The organism is Streptomyces sp. NPDC045026, assembly GCF_056432625.1.
Genome location: NZ_JBWKIS010000003.1, coordinates 551,745 through 576,499 on the forward strand (window position 1 = coordinate 551,745; position 24,755 = coordinate 576,499).

At 70.1% G+C, this 24,755-nt stretch carries 16 protein-coding genes and 1 pseudogene; 11 read left to right on the forward strand and 6 right to left on the reverse strand.

What is annotated here, in order from left to right; genetic code table 11:
- The first annotated feature begins 66 nt into the window (after positions 1-66).
- From AC07EJ_RS09870 to cimA, 3 genes are all read left to right on the forward strand, one after another.
- Positions 67-621, forward strand: coding sequence for a TetR/AcrR family transcriptional regulator (locus tag AC07EJ_RS09870; RefSeq protein ID WP_389485873.1), 555 nt, complete (start codon positions 67-69; stop codon positions 619-621).
- Between the two features lie 117 nt (positions 622-738).
- The gene (locus AC07EJ_RS09875; RefSeq protein WP_389485832.1) at positions 739-2,055 is read left to right on the forward strand and encodes an MFS transporter; all 1,317 of its coding nucleotides are present in this window, start codon (positions 739-741) and stop codon (positions 2,053-2,055) included.
- A 295-nt stretch (positions 2,056-2,350) separates the two neighbouring features.
- A complete protein-coding gene (gene cimA, locus AC07EJ_RS09880; protein ID WP_389485830.1) occupies positions 2,351-3,976 on the forward strand; it encodes a citramalate synthase in 1,626 nt (541 codons plus the stop codon).
- 77 nt (positions 3,977-4,053) lie between these two features.
- Here cimA and AC07EJ_RS09885 read toward each other — a convergent pair.
- Positions 4,054-5,532, reverse strand: a pseudogene (locus AC07EJ_RS09885) (glycoside hydrolase family 30 protein); the annotation flags it as partial.
- A 283-nt stretch (positions 5,533-5,815) separates the two neighbouring features.
- Between AC07EJ_RS09885 and AC07EJ_RS09890 the strand changes: the two are divergent.
- The 3 genes from AC07EJ_RS09890 (at position 5,816) to AC07EJ_RS09900 (ending at position 11,370) form a co-directional block, all read left to right on the forward strand.
- Positions 5,816-8,842: a glycoside hydrolase family 3 protein gene (locus AC07EJ_RS09890; RefSeq protein WP_478884027.1), complete on the forward strand. Its 3,027-nt coding sequence runs from the start codon at positions 5,816-5,818 to the stop codon at positions 8,840-8,842.
- A 92-nt stretch (positions 8,843-8,934) separates the two neighbouring features.
- Complete coding sequence (locus tag AC07EJ_RS09895; RefSeq protein ID WP_393586647.1) at positions 8,935-10,305, forward strand: hypothetical protein; 1,371 nt, start codon at positions 8,935-8,937, stop codon at positions 10,303-10,305.
- A 189-nt stretch (positions 10,306-10,494) separates the two neighbouring features.
- A complete protein-coding gene (locus AC07EJ_RS09900; RefSeq protein WP_389485824.1) occupies positions 10,495-11,370 on the forward strand; it encodes an LLM class flavin-dependent oxidoreductase in 876 nt (291 codons plus the stop codon).
- Between the two features lie 15 nt (positions 11,371-11,385).
- On the opposite strand, the gene qcrB is transcribed toward AC07EJ_RS09900, so the two are convergent.
- Both qcrB and AC07EJ_RS09910 read right to left on the reverse strand, forming a co-directional pair.
- On the reverse strand, positions 11,386-13,029 hold the full coding sequence (qcrB, locus tag AC07EJ_RS09905) for a cytochrome bc1 complex cytochrome b subunit (RefSeq protein ID WP_478884028.1): 1,644 nt from the start codon (positions 13,027-13,029) through the stop codon (positions 11,386-11,388).
- Between the two features lie 217 nt (positions 13,030-13,246).
- Entirely contained in the window at positions 13,247-13,855 is a 609-nt protein-coding gene (locus tag AC07EJ_RS09910; protein WP_389485820.1) for a YceI family protein, read from the reverse strand.
- Positions 13,856-14,099: 244 nt separating this feature from the next.
- Between AC07EJ_RS09910 and AC07EJ_RS09915 the strand changes: the two genes are divergently transcribed.
- From AC07EJ_RS09915 to AC07EJ_RS09935, 5 genes are all read left to right on the forward strand, one after another.
- Positions 14,100-14,609, forward strand: coding sequence for a hypothetical protein (locus tag AC07EJ_RS09915; RefSeq protein ID WP_478884029.1), 510 nt, complete (start codon positions 14,100-14,102; stop codon positions 14,607-14,609).
- Positions 14,610-14,725: 116 nt separating this feature from the next.
- Positions 14,726-18,565, forward strand: coding sequence for an endo-alpha-N-acetylgalactosaminidase family protein (locus AC07EJ_RS09920; RefSeq protein ID WP_478884030.1), 3,840 nt, complete (start codon positions 14,726-14,728; stop codon positions 18,563-18,565).
- 93 nt (positions 18,566-18,658) lie between these two features.
- On the forward strand, positions 18,659-21,001 hold the full coding sequence (locus tag AC07EJ_RS09925; RefSeq protein WP_389485814.1) for a polysaccharide lyase 8 family protein: 2,343 nt from the start codon (positions 18,659-18,661) through the stop codon (positions 20,999-21,001).
- Positions 21,002-21,155: 154 nt separating this feature from the next.
- Positions 21,156-22,757 (forward strand): acyl-CoA carboxylase subunit beta, encoded by a 1,602-nt coding sequence (locus AC07EJ_RS09930; protein ID WP_393586655.1) that lies wholly within the window; start codon positions 21,156-21,158, stop codon positions 22,755-22,757.
- Positions 22,758-22,779: 22 nt separating this feature from the next.
- Positions 22,780-22,974 (forward strand): acyl-CoA carboxylase epsilon subunit, encoded by a 195-nt coding sequence (locus AC07EJ_RS09935; protein ID WP_389485810.1) that lies wholly within the window; start codon positions 22,780-22,782, stop codon positions 22,972-22,974.
- 112 nt (positions 22,975-23,086) lie between these two features.
- On the opposite strand, the gene AC07EJ_RS09940 is transcribed toward AC07EJ_RS09935, so the two are convergent.
- From AC07EJ_RS09940 to AC07EJ_RS09950, 3 genes are all read right to left on the reverse strand, one after another.
- Positions 23,087-23,668 (reverse strand): GTP-binding protein, encoded by a 582-nt coding sequence (locus tag AC07EJ_RS09940; protein WP_054239772.1) that lies wholly within the window; start codon positions 23,666-23,668, stop codon positions 23,087-23,089.
- Complete coding sequence (locus tag AC07EJ_RS09945) at positions 23,649-24,239, reverse strand: DUF742 domain-containing protein (RefSeq protein WP_389485807.1); 591 nt, start codon at positions 24,237-24,239, stop codon at positions 23,649-23,651. The genes AC07EJ_RS09940 and AC07EJ_RS09945 overlap by 20 nt, the downstream gene beginning before the upstream one ends.
- 93 nt (positions 24,240-24,332) lie before the next feature.
- The gene (locus AC07EJ_RS09950) at positions 24,333-24,746 is read right to left on the reverse strand and encodes a roadblock/LC7 domain-containing protein (protein ID WP_100595178.1); all 414 of its coding nucleotides are present in this window, start codon (positions 24,744-24,746) and stop codon (positions 24,333-24,335) included.
- Between the last annotated feature and the right edge of the window lie 9 nt (positions 24,747-24,755).

The window sequence follows — 24,755 nt, forward strand, 5'->3', positions numbered from 1 at the left end:
GGAGTCCCCGTGGCACAGGCCCGCCGGAAGAACGCCCCTCCGCGCGAAGAAGTCCTCGCCGCCGCCATGGAGATGATCGCCGAGCGCGGCCTGGAGAAGCTCACCATGGCCGCGCTCGGCCGCGAGGTCGGCATGAGCAGCGGCCACCTCCTCTACTACTTCCGTTCGAAGGACGAGCTGCTCCTGCGGACCCTGGAGTGGAGCGAGGGCCGCCTCGGCGCGGAGCGGGCGCGGCTCCTGTCCGGCGGCGGCACGGTCCGCGAGCGTCTCGACGCGTACGTCGACCTGTACGTCCCCGACGCCCAGGGCGACCCGCACTGGACGCTGTGGCTGGAGGTCTGGAACCGCTCGCAGAACGCCGAGGCCGACGGCGACGCGCGCGAGCGGCAGGCCGCGATCGAGCTGGCCTGGCACCGCGACCTTGTCGCCCTGCTCGCCGAGGGCACCTCGCGCGGCGAGCTCCCGCCGCTCGACCCCGACCGGTTCGCGTCCCGGCTGCGGGCGCTGCTCGACGGCTTCTCCATCCATGTCGCGATCGGTCTGCGCGGCACGGACCGGGCCCAGATCCTTTCCCACGTACGGGAGTTCCTGGACGAGGCACTGGTCAAGAACCCCGCGTAGCCCTTCGTGCGCGCCGCGTCCGCCGACGCTCCATGAACACTATGAACACAAGTACGCGTGATCGTTGCGCGGTACACCCTTGTCACGGAGTGGAGCATTCCGGCACCGTGGCCGCTCATGGGACGAGAGCAATGGAAGAAGATCCTGGTCGGGTCGGCCGGGAACATGGTCGAGTGGTTCGACTGGTTCGTGTACGCGAGCTTCGCCACGTACTTCGCGGGAGCCTTCTTCCCTGACGGGAACCCCACGGCACAGCTCATGAACACGGCCGGCATCTTCGCCGTCGGCTTCTTCATGCGGCCCGTGGGCGGCTGGCTGCTGGGCAGGGTGGGTGACCGCAAGGGCCGTAAGGCGGCGCTCACCCTGACCGTCACGCTGATGTCGGCGTCCGCCGTCCTCATCGCGATCGCGCCGACCTACGCGGTCGCCGGATACGGCGGCGCCGTCGTCCTGCTCATCGCCCGCCTCCTGCAAGGCCTCTCGGTCGGCGGCGAGTACGCGGCCAGCGCCACCTACCTCACGGAGGCGTCCGACCCGAGCCGCCGCGGCTTCGCGTCCAGCTTCCAGTACGTCTCCATGACCGCCGGGCAGATCGTGGGGCTCGGCCTCCAGATCATCCTCCAGCGCACCCTGTCCGACGACGCGCTGCACAGCTGGGGCTGGCGCATCCCGTTCATCATCGGCGCGCTCGGCGCCGCGATCATCTTCTACCTGCGGCGCAACATGCTGGAGACCGACGTCTACGAGGAATCCGCCGACGACGCGGGCGCCGACAGCAAGGGCACCCTCACGGCGCTGTGGGCGCACAAGCGCGAGGCGTTCCTCGTGATGGCCCTGACGATGGGCGGCACCGTCGCGTACTACACGTACACGACGTACCTCACCAAGTACCTCTCCAACTCCGCCGGGCTCAGCAAGCAGACCGCGACGCTCGTCTCGTTCTGCGCGCTGATCGTCTTCGCCTGCATCCAGCCGCTCGCCGGCAAGCTGTCCGACCGGATCGGCCGCCGCCCGCTCCTGATCACCTTCGCCGTCGGCTCCACCTTCCTGACCGTGCCGATCATGACGATGCTCAAGCACGCGGGCTCCTTCTGGCCGGCCCTCGGCCTCGCCCTGCTCGCCCTCGTCGTCGTCACCGGCTACACGTCGATCAACGCGTGCGTGAAGGCCGAGCTGTTCCCGACCGGCATCCGCGCCCTCGGCGTCGCCCTCCCGTACGCCATCGCCAACGCGCTCTTCGGAGGCACCGCGGAGTACGTGGCCCTGTGGTTCAAGGACGCGGGCGTCGAGTCGGGCTTCTACTGGTACGTCGCCGGCTGCGCCGCCGTGTCGCTGATCGTCTACCTGACGATGCGCGAGACGAGGGACATCGACCTGAACCAGGTCGCGGTCGCCGCGCCCGAGACCCGGCAGACCGCGGCCGAAGCGGTCTGAGCCCACATCGTGAGACCACGGTCCGGGCCACGCCCGGGCTGTGGCAGACTGCCGACGTGCTCTCGTTCGCCATGATTATTGGCAGCAGGCGCGCCGGTCCGCAGTGACCGCCACGTACGACCAGGTACGGGCGGACATCGTCGTCTCGACCCGCGCGCAGACCTCTCGCACCCGCGAGGGGTTTTTTTGGTTTCCTGGCCCACCACAAGCCAGGACCGGAGCGCGAGGGATCATAGGGGGACGGTGGAGCCGGTCATTCCGGTAGACCGAGATCCGACACAGGAGCCAGATCAGCATGACGGACGCAACCGACGACAATCCCCGCTCTTCCCGCGTCGACGACGACTTCCACGTCTTCGACACCACGCTGCGCGACGGCGCGCAGCGTGAGGGCATCAATCTGACCGTCGCGGACAAGCTGACCATCGCCCGGCACCTGGACGACTTCGGCGTGGGCTTCATCGAGGGCGGCTGGCCCGGTGCCAACCCCCGCGACACCGAGTTCTTCGCCCGCGCCCAGCAGGAGATCGACTTCCAGCACGCGGAGCTCGTCGCGTTCGGCGCCACCCGCCGCGCCGGCGCCAAGGCCTCCGAGGACCCGCAGGTCAAGGCGCTCGTCGAGTCCGGCGCCCCGGTCGTGACGCTGGTCGCCAAGTCGCACGACCGCCATGTCGAACTGGCCCTGCGCACCACGCTCGAGGAGAACCTGGAGATGGTCCGCGACACCGTCTCCTACCTGTGCGAGCAGGGCCGCCGCGTCTTCGTCGACTGCGAGCACTTCTTCGACGGCTACCGGGCCAACCCCACCTACGCCAAGGCCGTCGTCACGGCCGCGCACGAGGCGGGCGCCGACGTCGTCGTCCTGTGCGACACCAACGGCGGCATGCTGCCCGCGCAGGTCCAGGCGATCACGGCCACGGTCCTCGCCGACACGGGTGCCCGGCTCGGCATCCACGCCCAGGACGACACCGGCTGCGCGGTCGCCAACACCCTCGCCGCCGTGGACGCGGGCGCGACCCACGTACAGTGCACGGCCAACGGCTACGGCGAGCGCGTCGGCAACTCCAATCTCTTCCCGGTCGTCGCCGCCCTGGAGCTCAAGTACGGCAAGAAGGTCCTCCCCGAGGGCGCCCTGCGCGAGATGACCCGGATCTCGCACGCCATCGCCGAGGTCGTCAACCTCACGCCCTCCACGCATCAGCCGTACGTGGGAGTTTCGGCGTTCGCCCACAAGGCGGGCCTGCACGCCTCGGCGATCAAGGTCGACCCGGACCTCTACCAGCACATCGACCCGGACCTGGTCGGCAACCGCATCCGCATGCTCGTCTCCGACATGGCCGGCCGCGCGTCCATCGAGCTCAAGGGCAAGGAGCTCGGCGTCGACATCTCCGACGACCGCGAGCTCGTCGCCCGCGTCGTCGGGCGCGTCAAGGAGCGCGAGCTCCAGGGCTACACGTACGAGGCGGCCGACGCCTCCTTCGAACTCCTCCTGCGCGAGGAGGCCGAGGGCCGCGCCCGCCGCTACTTCCGCGTCGAGTCGTGGCGCGCCATCGTCGAGGACCGCCCCGACGGCAGCCACGCCAACGAGGCGACCGTGAAGCTGTGGGCCAAGGGCGAGCGCATCGTCGCCACGGCGGAGGGCAACGGCCCGGTCAACGCCCTCGACCGCGCCCTGCGCGTGGGTCTGGAGCGGATCTACCCGCAGCTCGCCAAGCTGGAGCTCGTCGACTACAAGGTCCGCATCCTGGAGGGCAAGCACGGCACGTCCTCCACGACCCGCGTGCTGATCTCCACCAGCGACGGCACGGGCGAGTGGTCCACGGTCGGCGTCGCCGAGAACGTCATCGCCGCGTCGTGGGGCGCCCTTGAGGACGCCTACACGTACGGGCTTCTGCGGGCCGGGGTCGAGCCGGTCGAGTAGGCGGCACATGTGCAGACGCCGGAGGGGCCGTGGTCCGGCCCCTCCGGCTTTCTGTTGCCCCGGCTACCGGTTCGCTACCAGGTGAACGTCGCCGACGTCTTCGCGGGCAGCGTGTAAGTGGCGTGCTGTCCGCCCCAGTTGACGGTCATGGTCTTCGCGGACGTGCCGCCGTTGTACGCGATGAGCGCCTTCGAGCCGTCCGGGTTGCGCCAGGCGACGTTCGGCACGGCCGAGCTGCCGGTCGACGCGATGCGCTGGGCTCCGGGCCGGACGAACTTCGTCAGATGGCCCATCGTGTAGTACTCGACGGTGTAGTCGACCTGTCCGCTGCGCCCGTCACCGTTGTGCACGGTCACGAGCCCCGTGCAGGTGCCGCAGCCGCCGTTGTGCGGGCCCATGTTCTGGTCCACGGCGAGCGACCACTTGGTCACCGACTTCGCCCAGTTGCGGGTGTAGTCCACGATGTTGAGCATGTCCTCGCGCTGCTGGTCGGCGATCCACGTCCCGCCTGAGTGCTCGGTCCCGAAGGCGTCGAGCTGGGGGTAGCGGTCATGGATGCTGCTCTGCTCGGCGACGTCGCCGCCGTAGCCGTGCCACGCGATCCCGCCGAAGTTCGGGTGCGCGCGCACCGCCGCGTCGTCCACGGTCTGCGCCGCGTAGCCGTCGTACGTGTCCCAGTTCCAGTCGTGCGCGAGGACCTTGGTGTTCAGGCCGGCGGCCGCCAGTTTCGGCAGCAGCTCGCTCTTGGTGAAGTAGGCGAGCCCCGAGGCGTTCCAGCTCATCGAGGGGTAGCCCCCGCAGCACGTCGGTTCGTTCTGCGCGCTGACGTAGTCGACCGGGACGCCCTGGTCCCGGTAGGCCTGGAGGTACTTCACGAAGTACGAGGCGTAGGTGCCGTAGTCCTCCGCTTTCAGCCAGCCGCCGTTGAGCTGTCCGCTGTCCTTCATCCAGGCCGGCGCGGTCCAGGGTGAGGCCATCACGGTGACGTCCGGGTTGAGCTGACGGGCCTGCTTCGTGAGGGGCAGGACGTCCGCGAGGTCGTGGGCGACGGAGAACCGGGAGAGGTCGGGATCGGTCTGTCCGGCGGGCACGTCGTCGAACGTGTAGCCGTAACGTGCCAGGTCGGAGCCGCCCATCGGGTTGCGCAGGAACGACAGGCCGATGCCTTCGGTGGGGGAGAACAGCTTGCGCATCGTGGCGTCGCGCGTGGCCGGTGACAGGGCGCCGCTGCTGTTCATCAGCCACGCAGCGGTGTCCGTGAACGAGGCGCCGCCGCCGGTGAAGGTCTGGTAGCGGGTGCCGTCGTCGACGGTGATGTTCTCGCCATCGCCGCCCGTGCCCGCCTGGAACGAGAACGGGGCCTGCTGTTCGAGGCCGCGGACGACATGGCGTCCGCCGGCGTCGTCCGTCGTGGTCAGCCAGGCCGTGACCGGCTCGCCCGCGGCCTGCGCGGGGGAGGCCACGAGCCCGGTCAGACCCGCGGTCGTGAGCAGTCCCGCGGCGAGCAGCCGGGCCGCCCGGCGCGGACCCGAACGGAGCCGTGTGGGGGTTCTCATGGTGCGCCGCCCTTCTGTGGGGGTGAGGAGATGGGGCGTGCGAGGCGTGAGTAAATGACGGCTGCGAACGGGAGTCAAGGGGGCGCGCGTTCAGAAACTGAATGCTCAACTGCCCAGTAACCCAGCGGGAATTGGCTGTGCACCGGTTCTGACGTGAAGTCTTGACGGGTTCACGGGGCGCCAGTTAACTCACGGCGTGAGCTAAGTCTGGAGCTTCACCAGGGACTCCCGTTACCCCCCCCAGAGGTTGCGGCGCGTACCCGAACCGGCCGAAGGGAAGTCCATGCGAAGAACCGCCCTGCTCGTCTCCGCAGCCCTGCTCACGGGGCTGCTCCCGCTCGCCTCGGCGGGCGCGGCGACCGGCGCCGAGGAACCGCCGCCGGTGCCCGTCGACCGCTTCGAGGGCGAGGTCCCCTTCGCGTCCCAGCCCGCGGAGGGCATCTTCACGTGGGGCGGCGACAGCGACGACCCGCCCAAGCTGGAACTCGCGGCGCGGGGCGACGCCCCCGAAGGCGACAAGGTCCTCTCCGGGACGTACGACATCAGCGGCTACGGCGGCTTCACCCACGACTTCGCCGCGAACGAGCCGGGCCACGACTGGTCCGCGCACAAGGGCATCCGCTTCTGGTGGGACGGGAAGAACAGCGGCAAGCGGGTCAACTTCGAGATCAAGGACGGCGGTTCGAACGGCGAGGCGTCCGAGCTGTGGACGACCTCCTTCACCGACGAGTGGACCGGCTGGCACCAGGTCGAGATCCCCTTCACCGACTTCACGTACCGCACCGACTACCAGCCCGTCGGCGGCATCGACCAGAACCTCGGCCTCACCGAGATGTGGGGCTACGCGCTCACGCTGCCCACCGGCACGCCCGGCACCTTCGCCATGGACGGCGTCGAGCTGTACGGCAAGGCCGACCCCGCCCTGACCACGAAGGTCCTGACGGGTGCCGCCGTCTACCCGGTGAAGGAGGGCGGCACGGCCGCCGTGCCGATCTCGGTCGCCACCACCGGCTCCGCCCCGCTCGCCGAGCCGGTCACCGTCGCGTACGAGAGCGCGGGCGGCAGCGCCGGCGCGGGCACGGACTACACGCCGGTCAAGGGCGAGTTCACCTTCCCGGCAGGCACCGCTTCGGGCGCCGCGCACACCGTGTCCGTACCGACCCTCAAGGACAAGGCGGCCGAGTCCGCCGAGACGATCCCCCTGAAGCTGACGGTCACCGGCGCGAAGGCGCCCGCCGAGACCCCGCAGGTGGTGATCGACGCCCACGGGCTGCCCTACCTCGACACCAAGCTCCCGGTGAAGCGGCGCGTCGCCGACCTGCTCTCCCGGATGTCCCTGGAGGAGAAGGCCGGCCAGATGACGCAGGCCGAGCGCAACGCGGTCGGCACGGGCGGCGACATCGCCGCGTACGACCTCGGCTCGCTGCTCTCCGGCGGCGGCTCGACACCGACGCCGAACACCGCCGCGGCCTGGGCGAAGATGATCGACGGCTTCCAGCTCCGGGCGCAGGCGACGCGGTTCCAGATCCCGCTGATCTACGGCGTGGACGCGGTGCACGGCCACAACAACCTCGTCGGCGCCACGGTCCTGCCGCACAACATCGGCATCGGCGCGACCCGCGACCCGGGGACGGCCGAGAAGGCGGGCGCGGTCACGGCCGCCGAGGTCCGCGCCACCGGCATCCCCTGGGACTTCGCGCCCTGCCTGTGCGTCTCCCGTGACGAACGCTGGGGCAGGTCGTACGAGTCCTTCGGCGAGGACCCCGCTCTCGTGAAGCAGATGGAGACCGTAGTCCAGGGGCTCCAAGGGGCACGCAGCGGCAAGGATCTCGACCGGGACGACAAGGTCCTCGCCACCGCCAAGCACTTCGTGGGCGACGGCGGCACGGAGTACGGCTCGTCGACCACGGGCTCCTACACCATCGACCAGGGCGTCACGAAGGTCACGCGGCAGGAGCTGGAGGCGGTGCACCTCGCGCCGTTCCAGGAGGCCGTGGACCGCGGGGTCGGCACGGTCATGCCCTCGTACTCGTCGCTCGACATCATCGGCGACGACGAGGGCCCGGTGAAGATGCACGCCGACGCCGCGATGATCAACGGAGTCCTGAAGGACCGCATGGGCTTCGACGGCTTCGTCATCAGCGACTGGCAGGCCATCGACCAGCTCCCCGGCGACTACGCGTCCGACGTCCGTACGTCGGTCAACGCCGGCCTCGACATGATCATGGTCCCGTCCGCCTACAAGGACTTCCGCACGACCCTGATCGACGAGGTGAAGGCGGGCCGGATCAGCGAGCCGCGGATCGACGACGCCGTCTCGCGCATCCTGACCCAGAAGTTCAAGCTGGGCCTCTTCGAGAAGCCGTATGCCGACACGAGCGGGGCCGCCGCCATCGGCTCCGCCGGACACCGTGCCGTCGCCCGCACCGCCGCCGCCGAGTCCCAGGTACTCCTGAAGAACGCGGGCGGCGTGCTCCCCCTCAAGAAGAGCCAGAAGGTGTACGTCGCGGGGTCCAACGCCGACGACATCGGCAACCAGACCGGCGGCTGGACCGTCACCTGGCAGGGCTCGTCCGGAAAGATCACCGACGGGACGACCGTCCTGGAGGGCATGAAGAAGGCCGCACCCGGCGCCACCATCAGCTACTCCAAGGACGCCTCCGCGCCCACGGCCGGCTATGACGTGGGCGTCGTCGTGGTCGGCGAGACCCCGTACGCGGAAGGCATCGGCGACGTCGGCAACGGCAACGACCTGGAGCTCACGGCCGCCGACCAGGCAGCCGTGGACAAGGTGTGCGGCGCCATGAAGTGCGCCGTGCTCATCGTCTCCGGGCGCCCGCAGCTCATCGGCGACCGGCTGGGCGACATCGACGCGCTCGTCGCGTCCTGGCTGCCCGGCACGGAGGGCGACGGCGTCGCGGACGTCCTGTACGGGGCCAAGCCGTTCACCGGGCAGCTGCCTGTGACCTGGCCGAAGTCGGAGGCCCAGCTGCCGATCAACGTCGGGGACACGGCGTACGACCCGCAGTACCCCTTCGGCTGGGGCCTGACGACGCTGCGCACCCCGCCGGGCGGCGGCACGCTCACCCTCAAGGCCCTCGCCCTGGCGGCCGCCGCGGCGCAGAAGGCCGGGTCGGCCGAGGCGGGCCGGGCGGTCGTGGGCAGGGCGCGGCTGCTCGTCCAGCAGAAGGTGGGACAGGACATCACGCCGGCGGTGGCCAAGCCGTTCGCCGACGCCGACCACCTGCTCCTGTCCGGGCGCTACGCGGACGCGGTCGCGAAGCTGACCGAGGCGTACCGCGCCGCGTGAGACAGCGCAGGGAGGGGCTCACCACCGAGTGCGGTGGGCCCCTCCTTGCGGTACATACGGCATCCGGTCCCCTCCTGGGTTAGCGTCGAGGTATGAGGCCCACCCGTCGGGCATCGCGCCTGATATCCGTCCTTTCCGGTTCACTCCTCGCCCTGAGTGCCATGACGGCGGTGACACCGGGGGCCCAGGCGGCTGCCTCCGACGTCTCGACCGTCGCCGACGCCCTCAAGAAGAGCCCTGTGTACGTCGACCCGGCCGCCTCCGCGCAGCTGTCCGCCGGGGACGCCGACGCCCTCACCAAGAAGATCAAGGACGCGGACAAGCCCGTCATGGTGGCGGTGCTGCCCGCGAACTTCCCCACGCAGGACCTCTTCACCGACCTGCGCACCAAGACCGGCATCACCGGTGTCTACGCGATCCGCCTCGGCCAGAAGTTCGACGCCAGGGCCGACAGCCGGGTCATGTCCCAGGACGCGGTCAGAAACCTGACGACCAGCGTCCAGGGCGAGAACGCCACCACGCAGCTCAACGACTTCGTCGACACGGCCGTCCGCAACGCGGGCGGCTCCGCGCCCTCCGCGTGGGGTGCGGGCGGCGGTGACAGCGGCGCCCCGGTCGGCGCCCTGATCGGCATCGGCGCGGTCGTCGTCGCGGGCGGCGGCGCCGCGTACGCCGTGTCCCGCAGGCGGCGCAAGCAGCGCGAGGACGAGCAGCGGGCCGCCCTGGATAAGCTCCGCGTGGTCGTCGACGAGGACATCACGGCGTTCGGCGAGGAGCTGGACCGGCTCGACTTCCACCCCGCCGAGCCCGGCGCCGACGACGCGATGCGCGCCGACTACGAGCGGGCGCTCGACTCGTACGAGAAGGCGAAACAGTTCATGGCCGCCGCCCAGCGCCCCGAGGAGGTGCGCGGGGTGACCCAGGCCCTGGACGACGGGCGGTTCTCGCTGGCGATGCTGGCGGCGCGCCGCGAGGGCCGGCCACTGCCCGAGCGCCGGGTGCCCTGCTTCTTCGACCCGCGGCACGGGCCCTCCGTGACGGACGCGCGGTGGGCGCCCCCGTCCGGCGCCGAGCGCGAGGTCCCGGTCTGCGCGGCCGACGCGACCCGGCTCAAGGACGGCGTCGACCCCATGGTCCGCACGGTCGACACGGGTTACGGCGAGCGCCGCCCCTACTACGACGCGGGCCCGGCCTACGGCCCCTGGGCGGGCGGCTACTTCGGCGGCGGCATCCTGCCCGGACTCCTCCTCGGCACGGTGCTCGGCTCGATGATGGCGAGCCCCGCCTACGCGGCCGACTACGGCTCCGGATATGGCGACTTCGGCGCGGGAGCCGGATACGACGGCGGGGACTACTCGGGGGCGGACTTCGACTCGAACGACTTCGGGGACTTCGGAGGCGGCGGGGACTTCGGCGGCGGAGGCGACTTCGGGGGAGGCGGGGACTTCGGCGGCGGCTTCTGAGCGCTCTGCCGGTCCAGAAAAGGGGAGGCGCGAAGGCCAGTGGCCCGGGTAGCCTGACCGCACTCTTACGAACCGCTTCCCCAGAAGTACGCCGCAGACGGGAAGCAAGCCGGCACGTACACACCGTGCGCGGTCCCGGAGGGGCGGCAGCGAGATTCCGCATGCCCCCTTCCGAAGGAGCTCCACCCCATGCGTACCGAAGCCACCCCGCGTATCGGCCTCGGCCTGCCCGTCGACGACCCCGCCGTCCTGCTCGACTGGGCCGGCCGCGCCGACGCGACCCCCTTCTGCACGCTCGGCCTCCTCGACCGGCTCGTCTACGACAACCCCGAGCCCTTGATCACCCTCGCCACTCTCGCCGGAGCCACCTCCCGCATCCGGCTCCAGACCGAGGTCCTGCTCGCCCCGCACCACGGCACCGCCCTGCTCGCCAAGCAGACCGCGACCCTCGACCGGATGTCCGGCGGCCGCTTCACGCTCGGCATCGGCGTCGGCGGACGCGAGGACGACTGCCGTGCCGCGGGCATCGACATCCGCCGCCGCGGCCGCCGCCTCGACCAGCAGATGGAGACCCTGCGGCGCACCTGGGCGGGCCACCCTTACGACGACGCCGAGGGCGTCGGCCCGATCGGCCCGGCCCCCGTCACCCCCGACGGCCCCGAGGTCCTCTTCGGGGGCTTCGCACCGGCGGCCCTCGCCCGCGTGGCCCGCTTCGGCGACGGCTTCCTCGGCGCCGCGCTGCCCCCGCAGTGGATGGACCCGATGTTCCGCGATGTGGAGCGGCTCTGGGACGAGCACGGCCGCCCAGGCCGCCCGCGCCTGGTCGCCCAGGTCAATGTGGCGCTCGGCCCGGACGACCTGATCGCCCGTGCCCGCGACGCCATCACCGCGTACTACGGCTTCGACCCGCGCGCCGCGGGATCGGCCGAGCGCATGCTCGCCGCTCCCGCGCAGATCCGCGAGGCGGTCTCCGGCTTCGCGGACATCGGCGCGGACGAGGTGATGCTCTACTGCTGGGGCACCGACCCGGACCAGGTCGACCGCCTGGCCGACGTGGTGTTCTGACGCCACCCGCCTGCTTCACCGGTGCTCGCGCCAGGCCTCCTCGTACTCCTGCGCGGTCGGCTTCGGCACGCGCGCGCCCTCGCCGTAGAGGGCGTGCGAGAGGCGTACCCGGAGCCGCTCGGCCCGGGGTATGCGCCGCCGCACGCCGTTCACGTCGGTCTCCGGCGCACTCTCCAGGGCCGGGGGCTGCTCGTGCGCGGTCAGGGTGTGCAGCTCGGCCTGGGTGAGCGGCTCGTGGATCTCCACGTACTCGCCGTGCGGAAGGCGCTTGATGCGGCCCGACTCCCTTCCGTGCAAGGCCAGTTCGCGGTCGCGGAGCTGGAGCCCGAGGCAGATCCGCCGGGTGATCACGAAGGTGATCACCGGGCCTACGACGAGGGCGACGCGCACGAACCAGGTGACCGCGTTCAGTGACACATGGAAGCGGGTGGCCCAGAGATCGTTGCCGCCGCCCACCAGGGCCACCAGGAAGAACGTCAGCCAGGCCACCCCGAGCCCGGTGCGCACCGGCCGGTTGCGCGGCCGGTCCAGGAGATGGTGTTCGCGCCGGTCGCCCGTGACCCAGGCCTCCAGGAAGGGATACGCGCCGATCACGACGAGCACCGCGGGGAAGACGACGAGCGGGACGAGTACGCCGAGGGCCAGCGTGTGTCCCCACAGCGTGATCTCCCACCCCGGCATCACCCGCAGCAGCCCCTCCGCGAACCCCAGGTGCCAGTCGGGCTGCGCCCCCGTGGACACCTGGTCGACCCGGTAAGGCCCGTAGTTCCAGACGGGGTTGATGGACGCGACGGCCGCGAGGAACGCGACGACGCCGAACACCAGGAAGAAGAAGCCGCCGGCCTTGGCGAGGTAGACGGGGAAGAACGGCGCCCCCACGACGTTCCGCTCGGTCTTTCCCGGGCCCGGGAACTGCGTGTGCTTGTGGTAGACGACCAGGATCAGATGGGTCACCACGAGCGCCGCCATGATGCCGGGGAACAGCAGCACGTGCACCGAGTAGAACCGCCCCACGATGTCGTGCCCCGGGAACTCACCGCCGAACAGGAACATCGACAGATACGTCCCCACGACGGGCACCGACAGGATCGCCCCGTCGAGGAAGCGCATGCCCGTACCGGAGAGCAGGTCGTCCGGCAGCGAGTACCCCAACAGGCCCTCGAACAGGCCGAGTACGAGCAGCGTCCAGCCGAACACCCAGTTCAGCTCGCGCGGTTTGCGGAACGAGCCCGTGAAGAAGTGCCGCATCATGTGCAGGAGCATCGCGGCGACGAAGATCAGCGCCGCCCAGTGGTGGATCTGCCGGATCAGCAGTCCGCCCCGCACGTCGAAGCTGATGTCGAGCGTGGAGGCGTACGCCTCGGACATCCGGATCCCGTTGAGCGGGACGTAACTGCCGTGGTACTCCACCTCGTTCATCGACGGGTGGAAGAACAGGGTGAGATAGACCCCGGTCAGGACCAGGATCACGAACGTGTAGAGGCAGACCTCGCCGAGCAGGAACGACCAGTGGTCCGGGAAGACCTTGCGCAGGTACTTCCTGGACAGGGTGTGCAGGCCCAGGCGGCCGTCCGCCCAGTCCGCGAGCCGCTCACCGGCCGGTGCCGGTCCTCGCTCGCGCGCCGTCCCCGTGCTGCCTTCCGCGGTCCTCTCGGACATCTGGCCGGCTCCTCCCCTGGGCGCTCACCACATGGGTGCTCACCACTTGGACGGGGGAGGCGGGCCGGAGTGTGACATCAGGGAGGTTATCTGTGGCCCACATCACATTCGGGAAGTCCCTGACGACGAGAGCCCGCCCTTCATCCGCGGGGGACGGGAAGGACGGGCGTGCTCGTGGCGCGGGGAGCCGTGCGGGGGCCGGCTTCCGGTGGCAGCGTCAGGCGGCGTTCTTGATCGCCGAGATGTCGAAGGTCAGCTTGATCTTGTCCGAGACGAGGACACCACCGGTCTCCAGGGCCGCGTTCCAGGTCAGGCCCCACTCGGAGCGCAGGATCTGGCCCTTGCCCTCGAAGCCGACGCGCTCGTTGCCGAACGGGTCCGTGGCGGAGCCGTTGAACTCGAGGTCGATCGTGATCGGCTTGGTGGTGCCGAGGATCGTCAGGTCGCCGGTCATCCGGTAGTCGTCGTCGCCCAGGAACTCGGCGGAGGTGGAGCGGAACGTCATCGTCGGGAACTCGTCCGTCTTGAAGAAGTCGGAGCTCTTCAGGTGGGTGTCACGGTCGGCGGAGCCGGTGTCGATGCTGCTCATCGTGACGTCGATCGACGCGGTCGACTTCGCCGGGTCCGCGCCGTCCAGGTGCAGGGTGCCCGACGACTGGGTGAAAGAGCCCTTGACGTTGGTGACCATGGCGTGACGGGCCACGAAACCGATCGTGGTGTGCGCCGGGTCGATGGCGTAGTCGCCGGTCAGCGCGGCGAGGTCGGGGCCGGCGGTGCCGGTGGCTGCGGGGGCGGCGTCGTCGTTCTTGCGGCCGAAGAGACCCATGACTGCTCCTTGGGGACGGGGCGTGGAGGGGGAGTCGGTTGAATGTTTAATGTTCAACGAGAACGACTGTAGCGCCGTTCTGTTCAACTTTCAACATCAAACAGCTCGTGTCTTCTCGATTACACCGTGTCGTCACCCGACGCGCTCTGGCGGACGCGCGTAGAACTCGGGCACTATCTCCTTGCTCCACCTGCACAGCCGTCTCACAGCCAGCACGGTCACCAGCAGGAAGGACCTCCTCCCCATGAGAATCCGCTCAGTCGTGAGCGCCCTCGCGCTCGTACTCGGCGCCCTCTTCGCCCCCGGATTCGGTGTGCTCAGCTCCGCCACCGACGCCCAGGCCGCCACCAAGATCAGCCACGCCACCGTGACCTCGATGTTCAGCCAGGTCGGCATCACCTGGTCGTCCTCCGGCGGCTGCTCCAACCGCAACAACTCCACCTGTACGTCCTTCGACCAGCTCAACCTCGCCACCGCCCAGGGCGCCCAGACCCTCAAGCGCGCCACCGGCTGCGCCCTCAACATCACCGGCGGCACCGAGACCGGCCACGCGAGCGGCACCTACTCGCACTGGAACGGCTACAAGCTCGACTACGGCAAGAACACCTGCGTCACGAACTACATCAAGAACACGTTCACGTACATCGGTCTGCGCGGCGACGGAGCCCCGCAGTACCAGTCGGGCTCCGGCAACATCTACGCCGACGAGGGCAACCACTGGGACGTCCTCTACTACAACTGCGGCGGCTGCTGACCCAGCCGGCGCCCGCGCGCGCTGACTTGGACTTCCGGGCGGCGTTGTTGGACTGCCGCCGCCCGGAAGCGCCAGGTCCGTTGACCCGCCGCGCCCGCGCCGATACCCAGTCCCCTATGTCACGAAGATCTCGCGCCGCCTGCGCAGTCGCCGTCGTCGCCGCATCGTCCGCCGTGTTCGCCCTCGCGAGCCCCGTACTGCCGGCCGCCGCCGACCCCGTGCCCGCCGTGGCGCAGGCCGTCATCGGATCCGCGCAGCTGTCCGTCGCCGTCGCCGACGACTTCCCGCGCGTCCTGACGTACACCGACCGCGCCTCGGGGGCCGCGCTCCTGGGGAGTACGAGCCCGGTGGAGAAGGTCACCCTGAACGGCAAGGCCTACACGGTCGCCACGAAGGGTGCGCCGGTCCTCACCGGCTCGAAGGCCTCGTACACGCTGACCTTCCCGGATCTCGCGGGTGTCGAGATCGACGCCTCGCTGAGCGTCAGCGGGCGCGCGACGACCTTCGAGGTGACCGCCGTGCGCGACACCGCGGCCTTCCGGGTCGGCACGATCGACATACCCGGGCACGACCTCGTCTCCGTGGGCAGTTCGGACGGCGGCGCCGAGACCGCGTTCACGACGCTGGACAACGACTCGACGCGGACCGCCGACGTCTTCGGCAAGGTCACGGGGGACACCCCGGCAGACGCCTCGCCCGTCGGCGCCTCGTACGCCATCGTCAACACCGGCTCCCTCGCCGCCGCCGTCGAGTCCAACTCCACGTACGACAAGCCGAGCGGCAACACCGGCGGGGACCACGCCCGCTTCTGGCACCAGGCGCGCAAGTCGGCCGACGGCTCCACGCGCGTCGGCGTCTGGTCGGGCCAGTGGACCTACCGCGGCGAAGGGGCCCCGGCGCCGGACAAGGATCTGCCCTGGGCCAAGGTCGTCGTCACCCCGGACGCGAACGGCGACGGCACGGTCGACTGGCAGGACGGCGCGGTCGCCTTCCACGACATCGGCGTGAAGGCGAAAGGCAGCGACGGCACCCCCGACCGGGTCATCACGCACATCCCCTTCAACTTCGCCAGCCAGGCCACGCACCCCTTCCTGCGCACGCTCGACGACGTCAAGCGGATCTCGCTCGCGACCGACAACCTCGGCCAGTTCGCCCTGCTCAAGGGCTACGCCTCCGAGGGCCACGACTCCGCGCACCCCGACTACGGCGGCAACATCAACAAGCGCGCGGGCGGCCTGAAGGACCTCAATAAGCTGCTCAAGGGCGGCAAGAAGTTCGGCACCAGCTTCGGCGTGCACGTGAACGCCACCGAGGCGTACCCCGTCGCCAAGCACTTCACCGGCGACCTCGTCGACCCCAAGGCCCCGGGCTGGAACTGGCTCGACCAGAGCTACTACATCGACCAGCGCCGCGACATCAACAGCGGGGACCTCGCCGCCCGGTTCAAGCAGCTGCGCGAGGAGACCGACCCGAACCTCACGACGATCTACCTCGACGTGTACTACACGCACGGCTGGATCGCCGAGAAGACCGCCGAGGCCGTCCGCTCGCAGGGCTGGAACCTGGCCTCGGAGTGGGCCGACAAGTTCGAGCGCGAGTCCCTGTGGTCGCACTGGGCCAACGACCTCGACTACGGGCCCAAGACCGACAAGGGCCTCAACTCGAAGATCATCCGCTTCATCCGCAACGGCGAGAAGGACGTCTGGAACAGCGACCCCGTCCTCGGCCAGAGCGCCATCGACGAGTTCGAGGGCTGGACCGGCGAGAACGACTGGAACGCCTTCTACGACAACGTCTGGCAGCGCGACCTGCCCGCCAAGTTCCTCCAGCACCAGCGGATCACCCGCTGGAACGGCAACGACATCACCTTCACCGGCGGGCTCCGCGGCACCGTCGAGGACGGCCGCCGCACCTTCTACGACCAGGGCAGGAAGGTCCTCGACGGGAGCGCCTACCTGCTCCCGTGGGACGGCGGCAAGAAGCTGTACCACTACAACAAGGACGGCGGCACGACGAGCTGGGCCGTGCCCGGAGCGTCGTACACCGTCTACAAGCTCACCGACAACGGCCGCGTGAAGACCGGCACCGTGCGCGCCTCCGGCGGCAAGGTCACGCTGAAGGCCGACGCGAAACAGCCGTACGTGCTCTACCCGGCGGACAAGGCGCCCCACGCGGTCGACCCGGCCTGGGGTGAGGGCACACACGTCAAGGACCCCGGCTTCAACGACGCCCGTCTCGCCGCCTGGGACAAGGACGGCACGGTCGGGCGCGACACCGATGACCACGGGCGCAACAGCGCCGCCCTGAGCGGCGCCGCCACCGCCGCGATCGAGCAGCGCGTGAGCGGACTCGACGCGGGCAAGCGCTACACCGCCTCCGCCTGGGTCGAGGTCGAACCCGGGAAGTCCCGCCGCACGACGCTCAGTGCGGGCGGCAAGTCCGTCGCGGTCGAGCGCTCCACGCTGCAGAACGGGATCTCCTCGAACGACTGGGGCGGCACCTACATGCAGCGCGTGAAGGTCAACTTCACGGCGCCCGCGAGCGGCCGCACCACACTGCGGATCGAGGCCGCCAAGGGGTCGCCCGCGAAGGTCCGCATCGACGACGTGCGCCTCGTGAGCAATGCCCCGTCGACGAAGCCCGGCACCGTCGTGCACGAGGACTTCGAGGACGTCGACCAGGGCTGGGGCCCCTTCGACAAGGGTGACGCGGGCGGCGTCACGGACCCGCGCACGCACATCGCGCAGAAGAACGCCCCGTACACCCAGGCCGGCTGGAACGGGAAGCTCGTCGACGACGTCATCGGCGCCGGCGAGTCCCTGAAGTCCCACGAGGAGAACGCGGGCGTCGTCTACCGCACGTCCCCGGCCGACGTCCCGATGGCGGACGGACACGCCTACAAGGTCGCGTTCGACTACCAGTCCAGCCACGCGGGTGCCTACCAGTGGGTGAGCGGCTACGACCGGATCGCCGCCGACGGCACCCCCGACCAGGTCGAGACCGCGAGCACCCAGATCGGGCAGCAGCGCACCACGGGCCACTACGAGGGCACCGTCACGGCGGGCTGCGGCGACGCCTGGACCGGCCTGCGCAAGCTCGAAGGGGCCCCGGACGGCGCCGACTTCGTGCTCGACGACTTCACCGTCACCGACCTCGGACCGGCGAAGGAGAAGGCGGCCTGCGGCACCCTCGCCCTGAAGTCGGACGAGACGCTGGAGCCCGGCCAGAAGAACAAGGTCGAGGCCACCTTCACCAACTACGAGGCGAGCGAGGTCAAGGGCGCGTCCCTCTCGCTCGACCTGCCCGAGGGCTGGACGGCGGAGCCCGCGGGCCCGGTCGCGCTCGACCCGGTCGCGCCCGGCGCCAAGGCCACCGCCACCTGGCAGGTCACCCCGCCGGTCGACGCCAAGTACCAGCCGTACCAGCTGAGTTCGAAGGCCACGTACACCGTCGGGGACAGCGCGCGGACGCTGACTGCGGGCGCCACCGTGCGCACCCTCCCGCCGCCGCCCACGACGGACACGTACGCCAGTGACCTGGACTGGACGGCCATGGAGAACGGCTGGGGTCCCGCAGAGAAGGACCTGGAGAACGGTGAGACCGGCGCAGGCGACGGCAAGCCGCTGACTGTCAACGGCACCGTCTACGCCAAGGGTCTCGGCACCGCATCCCCGGGGAAGATCCGCTACTACCTGGGCGGCCGCTGCACCTCGTTCACCGCCGAGGTGGGCCAGGACGACTCGCAGGGGACGCGCGGCAGCGTGCAGTTCTCCGTCGAGGCGGACGGCATCCAGAAGGTCCAGTCGCCGGTCCTCGAGGCCGCCGACGACGCCTGGTCCCTGACCGCCGACGTGAGTGGCGCCAAGTACGTCGACCTGATCACCGGCGACGGCGGCGACGGTCCGGGCAACGACCACGCCGACTGGGGCAACGCCCGCTTCCACTGCGGGAGTTGATCCCACCGCGCCCCGGGGCCCCGCTCTCAGCGGCGGGGCCCCTTCCGCGCACACCGTAGACAGCGCTTTCTACGACTGATTAGGTGCAACCCCATGACACCCACGCGCCGCACGTTCCTCATCGCGTCAACTCTCCTTGCCGGTGCGGCACTTGCCCCGCCCGCCCATGCCGCCGACGCTTCGGACGCTTCCGACGACGAGTTCGAGACCCTTCGCAAGCGATGGCTGGAGATCTCCCTCGGCACCGGCTTCGACGCCACCGCCGAGCCCTACGCCTCGCGTCTGAAGGAACTCGGGGAACTCGCCCGCGGCTTCAGAGCGACGATGGCCCCGACCGCCACCTCCCTCTGGCCGGGCTACCCCTTCGACCCGCCGGCCGGCATCACCCAGGGCTACAACCGCCTGTGGACCATGACGCAGGCGTACGCCCAGGAGGGCACGGGTTCGACCGGCGACGAGGCCCTCCTCGCCGACGTCGTCAAGGGCCTCGACCACCTCTCCGCGACCGTCTACAAGGCGACCACGACCCCGTACGGGAACTGGTGGGAATGGCAGATCGGCAGCCCCCGCCTCCTGATGGACATCGTCGCCGTCCTCCACGACCACCTCACGCAGGACCAGCGCGACGCCGCCTTCGCCGCCGTCGACCACTTCATCCCCGACGCGATCCTCCGCGACTACTCCGGCACCTCCACCGGCGCCAACCGCGTCGACCTGTGCCGCTCGGTCGCCCTGCGCGGCATCCTCGGCAGGAACCCCGACAAGACGGCCCTGGCCCGCGACGCCCTCTCGCCCGTCTTCCCCTACGTCACCAAGGGGGACGGCCTCTACGCCGACGGCTCGTTCGTCCAGCACACGTACATCGCCTACTCGGGCACCTACGGACAGGTCATGCTCGACGGTCTCGGCCGGCTCTTCGCGCTGCTCGCCGGTTCCACCTGGGCCGTCACCGACCCGAACCGGCAGATCATCCTCGACAGCGTCGAGCACGCCTACGCCCCGCTCCTGTTCGACGGCCTGATGATGGACAGCGTCAACGGCCGTGCCATCAGCCGCGGTTACCTCAACAGCGACGACCTCAAGGTCATGCGCAGCGACCACTTCCACGGCCAGGGTCTGATCGCCGCCATGGCGCAGCTGGCCGCCGGCGCGAGCGCGGCCGAGCGCGAGCGCTGGCACGGGCGGATCAAGGGCTGGATCGAGCGGGACACGGTCACGCCCCTGCTGACCGCCCGGCAGTTCGGGGTCGCCGACCTGTCCCGGCTGCACGCCGTCGCGGACTCCGCCGTCGAGGCCGCGCCCGAGCCCGTCGGCCACCAGCTGTTCGCCGCCATGGACCGTGCGGTGCACAAGCGCCCCGGCTTCGCCGCGAACATCTCCATGTCCTCGGACCGGATCGCGTACTACGAGTGCGGCAACGGCGAGAACCCGCGCGGCTGGCACACCGGCGCCGGCATGCTCTCGTGGTGGGCGGCGGGTAAGCGCAGCGATGAGTACACGGACTGGTTCTGGCCGACCGTCGACTTCTACCGGCTGCCCGGCACGACCGTCTCCACCAAGCGCCTCGCCGACAAGGCAGGCGGCGAGTGGGGCGCGGCCCGGCCCGACGTGAAGTGGGTCGGCGGCGCGACGGACGGCGAGTTCGCGTCGGTCGGGCAGCACGTCAAGGGCCTCGGCTCGACGCTCCAGGCCCGCAAGTCGTGGTTCTGCCTCGCCGACACCGTGGTGTGCCTGGGCGCCGGGATCACGGCGGCCGACGGCGTACCCGTCGAGACCGTCGTCGACAACCGCAACCTCGGAGAAGGCGGCACCCAGGCCTTCACCGTCGACGGCGCCGCCCGCGCCCGATGGGCCCACCTGGAAGGCCACGGCGGCTGGGTCTTCCCCGGCGGCGCCCCGCTGCGGCACTTGTGCGAGGACCGCACCGGTGCCTGGTCCGACATCAACACCACCAGCTCCACCGAGCGCCGCACCCGCCGCTGGCAGACCCTCTGGCTCGACCACGGCACGGACCCGACCGACGCCGCGTACGCCTATCTGCTGATGCCGGGAGCCTCGAAGCACGACCTCGCGCGGCGTGCGGGCGACCGCCACTGGCTGTCGGTCCTCGCCAACACTGCCGCCGCCCAGGCCGTCACCGTGCCCTCCCTCGGCGTGAGCGCGGCGAACTTCTGGGAAGCGGGGAGCGCGGGGGAGCTCACGGTGTCGGCTCCCGCGAGCGTCCTCCTGCGCAGGAAGGGGCGCACCGCGACGCTGACCATCAGCGAACCGCCGCGCACGGGCGAGCCCGTGGATGTCGTCTGGGACCGGCCGGTGCGCCGCGTCGTCAGCCACGACCCCTCCGTCGAAGTGGTCGCCACAGGCCATAGGCTGCGGCTGCGCGTCACTCCTGGGGCGGCATGCGTGAGCCATCGGTGTGAGGTGACTCTCAGTTGAGCCGTTTGTGTGACCTCTACAAGACAGCAGGGCCCTGAGCAGTCACTTCGCCTGCATGGCGACGGAGTTCTGTTCGGGGGTACCAGGAAAACGGGCCGGAGACTGTACGGAGTCGACGGCCCGTTTTGCTTGGTCGCCTTCGTAAGGTCGCTACATGACCGTTTTGGACGACACCGCCTCAGCCGGTTCCCCCGGGGATGAGCCCACCGACGCGCGCGGACGCGTCGCCGAGCTCCACGCGATCCGCGAAGAGGCGCTGCGTGGGCCCAGTGACAAGGCGACGGAGGCCCAGCACGCGAAGGGCAAGCTGACCGCGCGCGAGCGGATCGAGCTGCTTCTGGACGCGGGATCGTTCAACGAGGTCGAGCAGCTGCGCCGGCACCGGGCGACGGGTTTCGGTCTGGAGTCCAAGAAGCCGTACACCGACGGTGTCATCACCGGCTGGGGGACGGTCGAGGGCCGTACGGTCTTCGTCTACGCGCATGACTTCCGTATCTTCGGCGGCGCGCTGGGTGAGGCCCACGCCACGAAGATCCACAAGATCATGGACATGGCCATCGCGGCCGGTGCTCCGCTGGTCTCGCTCAACGACGGCGCGGGCGCCCGTATCCAGGAGGGCGTGTCCGCGCTGGCCGGTTACGGCGGCATCTTCCAGCGCAACACCAAGGCGTCCGGTGTCATCCCGCAGATCAGCGTGATGCTCGGCCCGTGCGCCGGCGGCGCGGCCTACAGCCCGGCCCTGACCGACTTCGTCTTCATGGTCCGCGAGACCTCGCAGATGTTCATCACCGGACCGGACGTCGTCAAGGCGGTCACCGGTGAGGAGATCACCCAGAACGGCCTCGGTGGCGCGGACGTGCACGCCGAGACGTCGGGCGTGTGCCACTTCGCGTACGACGACGAGGAGACCTGCATCGCCGAGGTCCGGTACCTCATCTCGATGCTGCCCTCCAACAACCGCGAGAACCCGCCGACCGTGGCCTCCGAGGACCCCGCCGAGCGTCGCTCGGACGTCCTGCTCGACCTGGTCCCGGCCGACGGCAACCGCCCGTACGACATGACCAAGGTCATCGAGGAGCTCGTCGACGACGGCGACTACCTCGAGATCCACGAGCGCTGGGCGCGCAACATCATCTGCGCGCTGGCCCGCCTGGACGGCCAGGTCGTCGGCATCGTCGCCAACCAGCCCTCGTCCCTCGCGGGCGTCCTGGACATCGAGGCCAGCGAAAAAGCTGCCCGCTTTGTCCAGATGTGCGACGCTTTCAATATTCCGATCGTGACCCTCCTCGACGTCCCCGGCTTCCTGCCGGGTGTCGACCAGGAGCACGGCGGGATCATCCGTCACGGCGCCAAGCTGCTGTACGCGTACTGCAACGCCACCGTGCCGCGGATCTCGCTCATCCTGCGCAAGGCGTACGGAGGTGCCTACATCGTCATGGACTCGCAGTCGATCGGTGCCGACCTCACCTACGCCTGGCCCACCAACGAGATCGCCGTCATGGGCGCCGAGGGCGCCGCCAACGTCATCTTCCGCCGTCAGATCGCCGAGGCCGAGGACCCCGAGGCCATGCGCACCCGCATGGTCAAGGAGTACAAGGCCGAGCTGATGCACCCCTACTACGCGGCCGAGCGGGGCCTGGTCGACGACGTCATCGATCCCGCCGAGACCCGCGGGGTGCTCATCCGCTCCCTCGCGATGCTGCGCACGAAGCACGCCGACCTGCCTTCGCGCAAGCACGGCAACCCCCCGCAGTAACCCCACAAGGAGATCACTGCACATGTCTGCATCCGACATCCGCGTTGAGAAGGGCCACGCCGAGCCCGAGGAGGTCGCGGCCCTGACCGCGATCCTGCTGGCCCGCGCCGCCGCCGCACCGACCGACAGCCCCGCCCTGCGCGGCCGCGACAAGGCCGGCTGGCGCCGCCTGGAGCGCCAGCACGGCTTCCGTGCCCCGCACAGCTGGCAGGGCTGAGCGCGGATATTCAGCCCGTCCGGCGTTCGAGGACGAGCCCGAAGGGCGAAAAAGCCCCCGGTGACCCGAAGGTCACCGGGGGCTTTCCCGTGTTCGCGGGAGCGCCGCAGGCCTAGCGCAGGCGCGCCATCAGCGCGTGCTCCACGAGCGTGATGAGCGCCGACTTCGCGTCCGCGCGGTGGCGGGCGTCGGTCGTGATGATCGGAGTGTCCGGGCCGATCTGCAGCGCCTCACGGACCTCGTCGGGCTGGTACGGCTGGCTGCCGTCGAAGCCGTTGAGGGCGACGACGAAGGGCAGGCCGGAGTTCTCGAAGTAGTCGACGGCCGGGAAGCAGTCGGCGAGACGGCGCGTGTCGACGAGGACGATCGCACCGATCGCGCCGCGGACCAGGTCGTCCCACATGAACCAGAAGCGGTCCTGACCGGGCGTACCGAAGAGGTACAGGATCAGGTCCTGGTCCAGGGTGATGCGGCCGAAGTCCATGGCGACGGTGGTCGTCGTCTTGTCCCCGGTGTGGGTGAGGTCGTCGATGCCCGCGGACGCGGACGTCATGACGGCCTCGGTGCGCAGAGGGTTGATCTCCGAGACGGCGCCCACGAAGGTCGTCTTGCCGACGCCGAAGCCGCCCGCCACCACGATCTTCGCGGACGTGGTGGAGCGGGAAGGCCCTCCGCTAGAGCTTGCGAAGTCCACTGAGCACCCTTTCGAGCAAAGTCACGTCTGGCTGACCGCCGGCGTTCTCTTCGCCGCCGGGCTGATGAATGGCGACCAGGCCCGCCTCCGCCAAGTCGGCGACGAGAATCCTGGCCACGCCGAGGGGGATGCTGAGCAGGGCCGAGACTTCGGCCACTGACTTGATCTCTCGGCAGAGGGTGCAGATCCGCTGGTGCTCGGGCAACTGGCCCTGCAACTGGTGCGGCTGCGCGGTGGTGTGCACCAGTGCCTCGATGGCGAGCTGGTAGCGCGGCCTGGTGCGGCCACCCGTCATGGCGTAGGGACGCACCAGGGGGTTGTTGGCAGCCGGCGCAGGGGTGTCGGGACGCCGCTGCGGCTGCACGGGCTGAATGCGGGGTGCCGACGGCTGGTCGTACGGCCCCGGCTGCCGCGGCTGCGGCGGGTGCGGGGGCGCGTACGGCTGACGCCGGTGGCTCGGCGCGGAGGGGAAGTTGTACCGGTTCGACGCGTCACCCTGCCCCTGGCCCTGGCCAGGCCCGTAGGACCAATTCGCCGATGAACCGCTCGGGGGTGTTGCAGAACCAGCCACGCTTTCCTCCTCCAACTGTGCCGGGCACCATCACCGTGGAGCCGCGTCCCGAAACCTTACGGCTACGGGACGCGAAATCGCACCGCTTGTCTGTCAGTTGAGAAGGCTCCCCTGAAGCTCGGCCCGCAGGTCGGGAGTGAGAACCGTCCCCGCGCGGTCGACAAGAAGTGCCATCTCGTACCCGACGAGGCCAATGTCCGCCTCCGGGTGTGCGAGGACGGCGAGGGAAGAACCGTCGGAGATGGACATAAGGAAGAGGAATCCTCGCTCCATCTCCACAACTGTCTGGTTCACGCTGCCGCCCTCGAAGATGCGGGACGCGCCCGCGGTCAGCGAGGTAAGTCCCGACGCGACGGCCGCCAGCTGGTCGGCACGGTCACGCGGGAACCCTTCGGACATCGCCAGAAGGAGTCCGTCGGCGGAGACCACCACCGTGTGGGACACCCCAGGGGTGTTGTCCACGAAGTTGGTGATCAACCAGTTCAGGTTCTGTGCCGCCTGGCTCATCGGGCTCAC

Bases quoted from the DNA above. Each gene is read 5' to 3' on its own strand.
- AC07EJ_RS09870 (WP_389485873.1), top strand. From the start codon at position 67: ATGGAGATGATCGCCGAGCGCGGCCTGGAGAAGCTCACCATGGCCGCG.
- AC07EJ_RS09875 (WP_389485832.1), top strand. From the start codon at position 739: ATGGGACGAGAGCAATGGAAGAAGATCCTGGTCGGGTCGGCCGGGAAC.
- cimA (WP_389485830.1), top strand. From the start codon at position 2,351: ATGACGGACGCAACCGACGACAATCCCCGCTCTTCCCGCGTCGACGAC.
- AC07EJ_RS09890 (WP_478884027.1), top strand. From the start codon at position 5,816: ATGCGAAGAACCGCCCTGCTCGTCTCCGCAGCCCTGCTCACGGGGCTG.
- AC07EJ_RS09895 (WP_393586647.1), top strand. From the start codon at position 8,935: ATGAGGCCCACCCGTCGGGCATCGCGCCTGATATCCGTCCTTTCCGGT.
- AC07EJ_RS09900 (WP_389485824.1), top strand. From the start codon at position 10,495: ATGCGTACCGAAGCCACCCCGCGTATCGGCCTCGGCCTGCCCGTCGAC.
- qcrB (WP_478884028.1), bottom strand. From the start codon at position 13,029: ATGTCCGAGAGGACCGCGGAAGGCAGCACGGGGACGGCGCGCGAGCGA.
- AC07EJ_RS09910 (WP_389485820.1), bottom strand. From the start codon at position 13,855: ATGGGTCTCTTCGGCCGCAAGAACGACGACGCCGCCCCCGCAGCCACC.
- AC07EJ_RS09915 (WP_478884029.1), top strand. From the start codon at position 14,100: ATGAGAATCCGCTCAGTCGTGAGCGCCCTCGCGCTCGTACTCGGCGCC.
- AC07EJ_RS09920 (WP_478884030.1), top strand. From the start codon at position 14,726: ATGTCACGAAGATCTCGCGCCGCCTGCGCAGTCGCCGTCGTCGCCGCA.
- AC07EJ_RS09925 (WP_389485814.1), top strand. From the start codon at position 18,659: ATGACACCCACGCGCCGCACGTTCCTCATCGCGTCAACTCTCCTTGCC.
- AC07EJ_RS09930 (WP_393586655.1), top strand. From the start codon at position 21,156: ATGACCGTTTTGGACGACACCGCCTCAGCCGGTTCCCCCGGGGATGAG.
- AC07EJ_RS09935 (WP_389485810.1), top strand. From the start codon at position 22,780: ATGTCTGCATCCGACATCCGCGTTGAGAAGGGCCACGCCGAGCCCGAG.
- AC07EJ_RS09950 (WP_100595178.1), bottom strand. From the start codon at position 24,746: ATGAGCCAGGCGGCACAGAACCTGAACTGGTTGATCACCAACTTCGTG.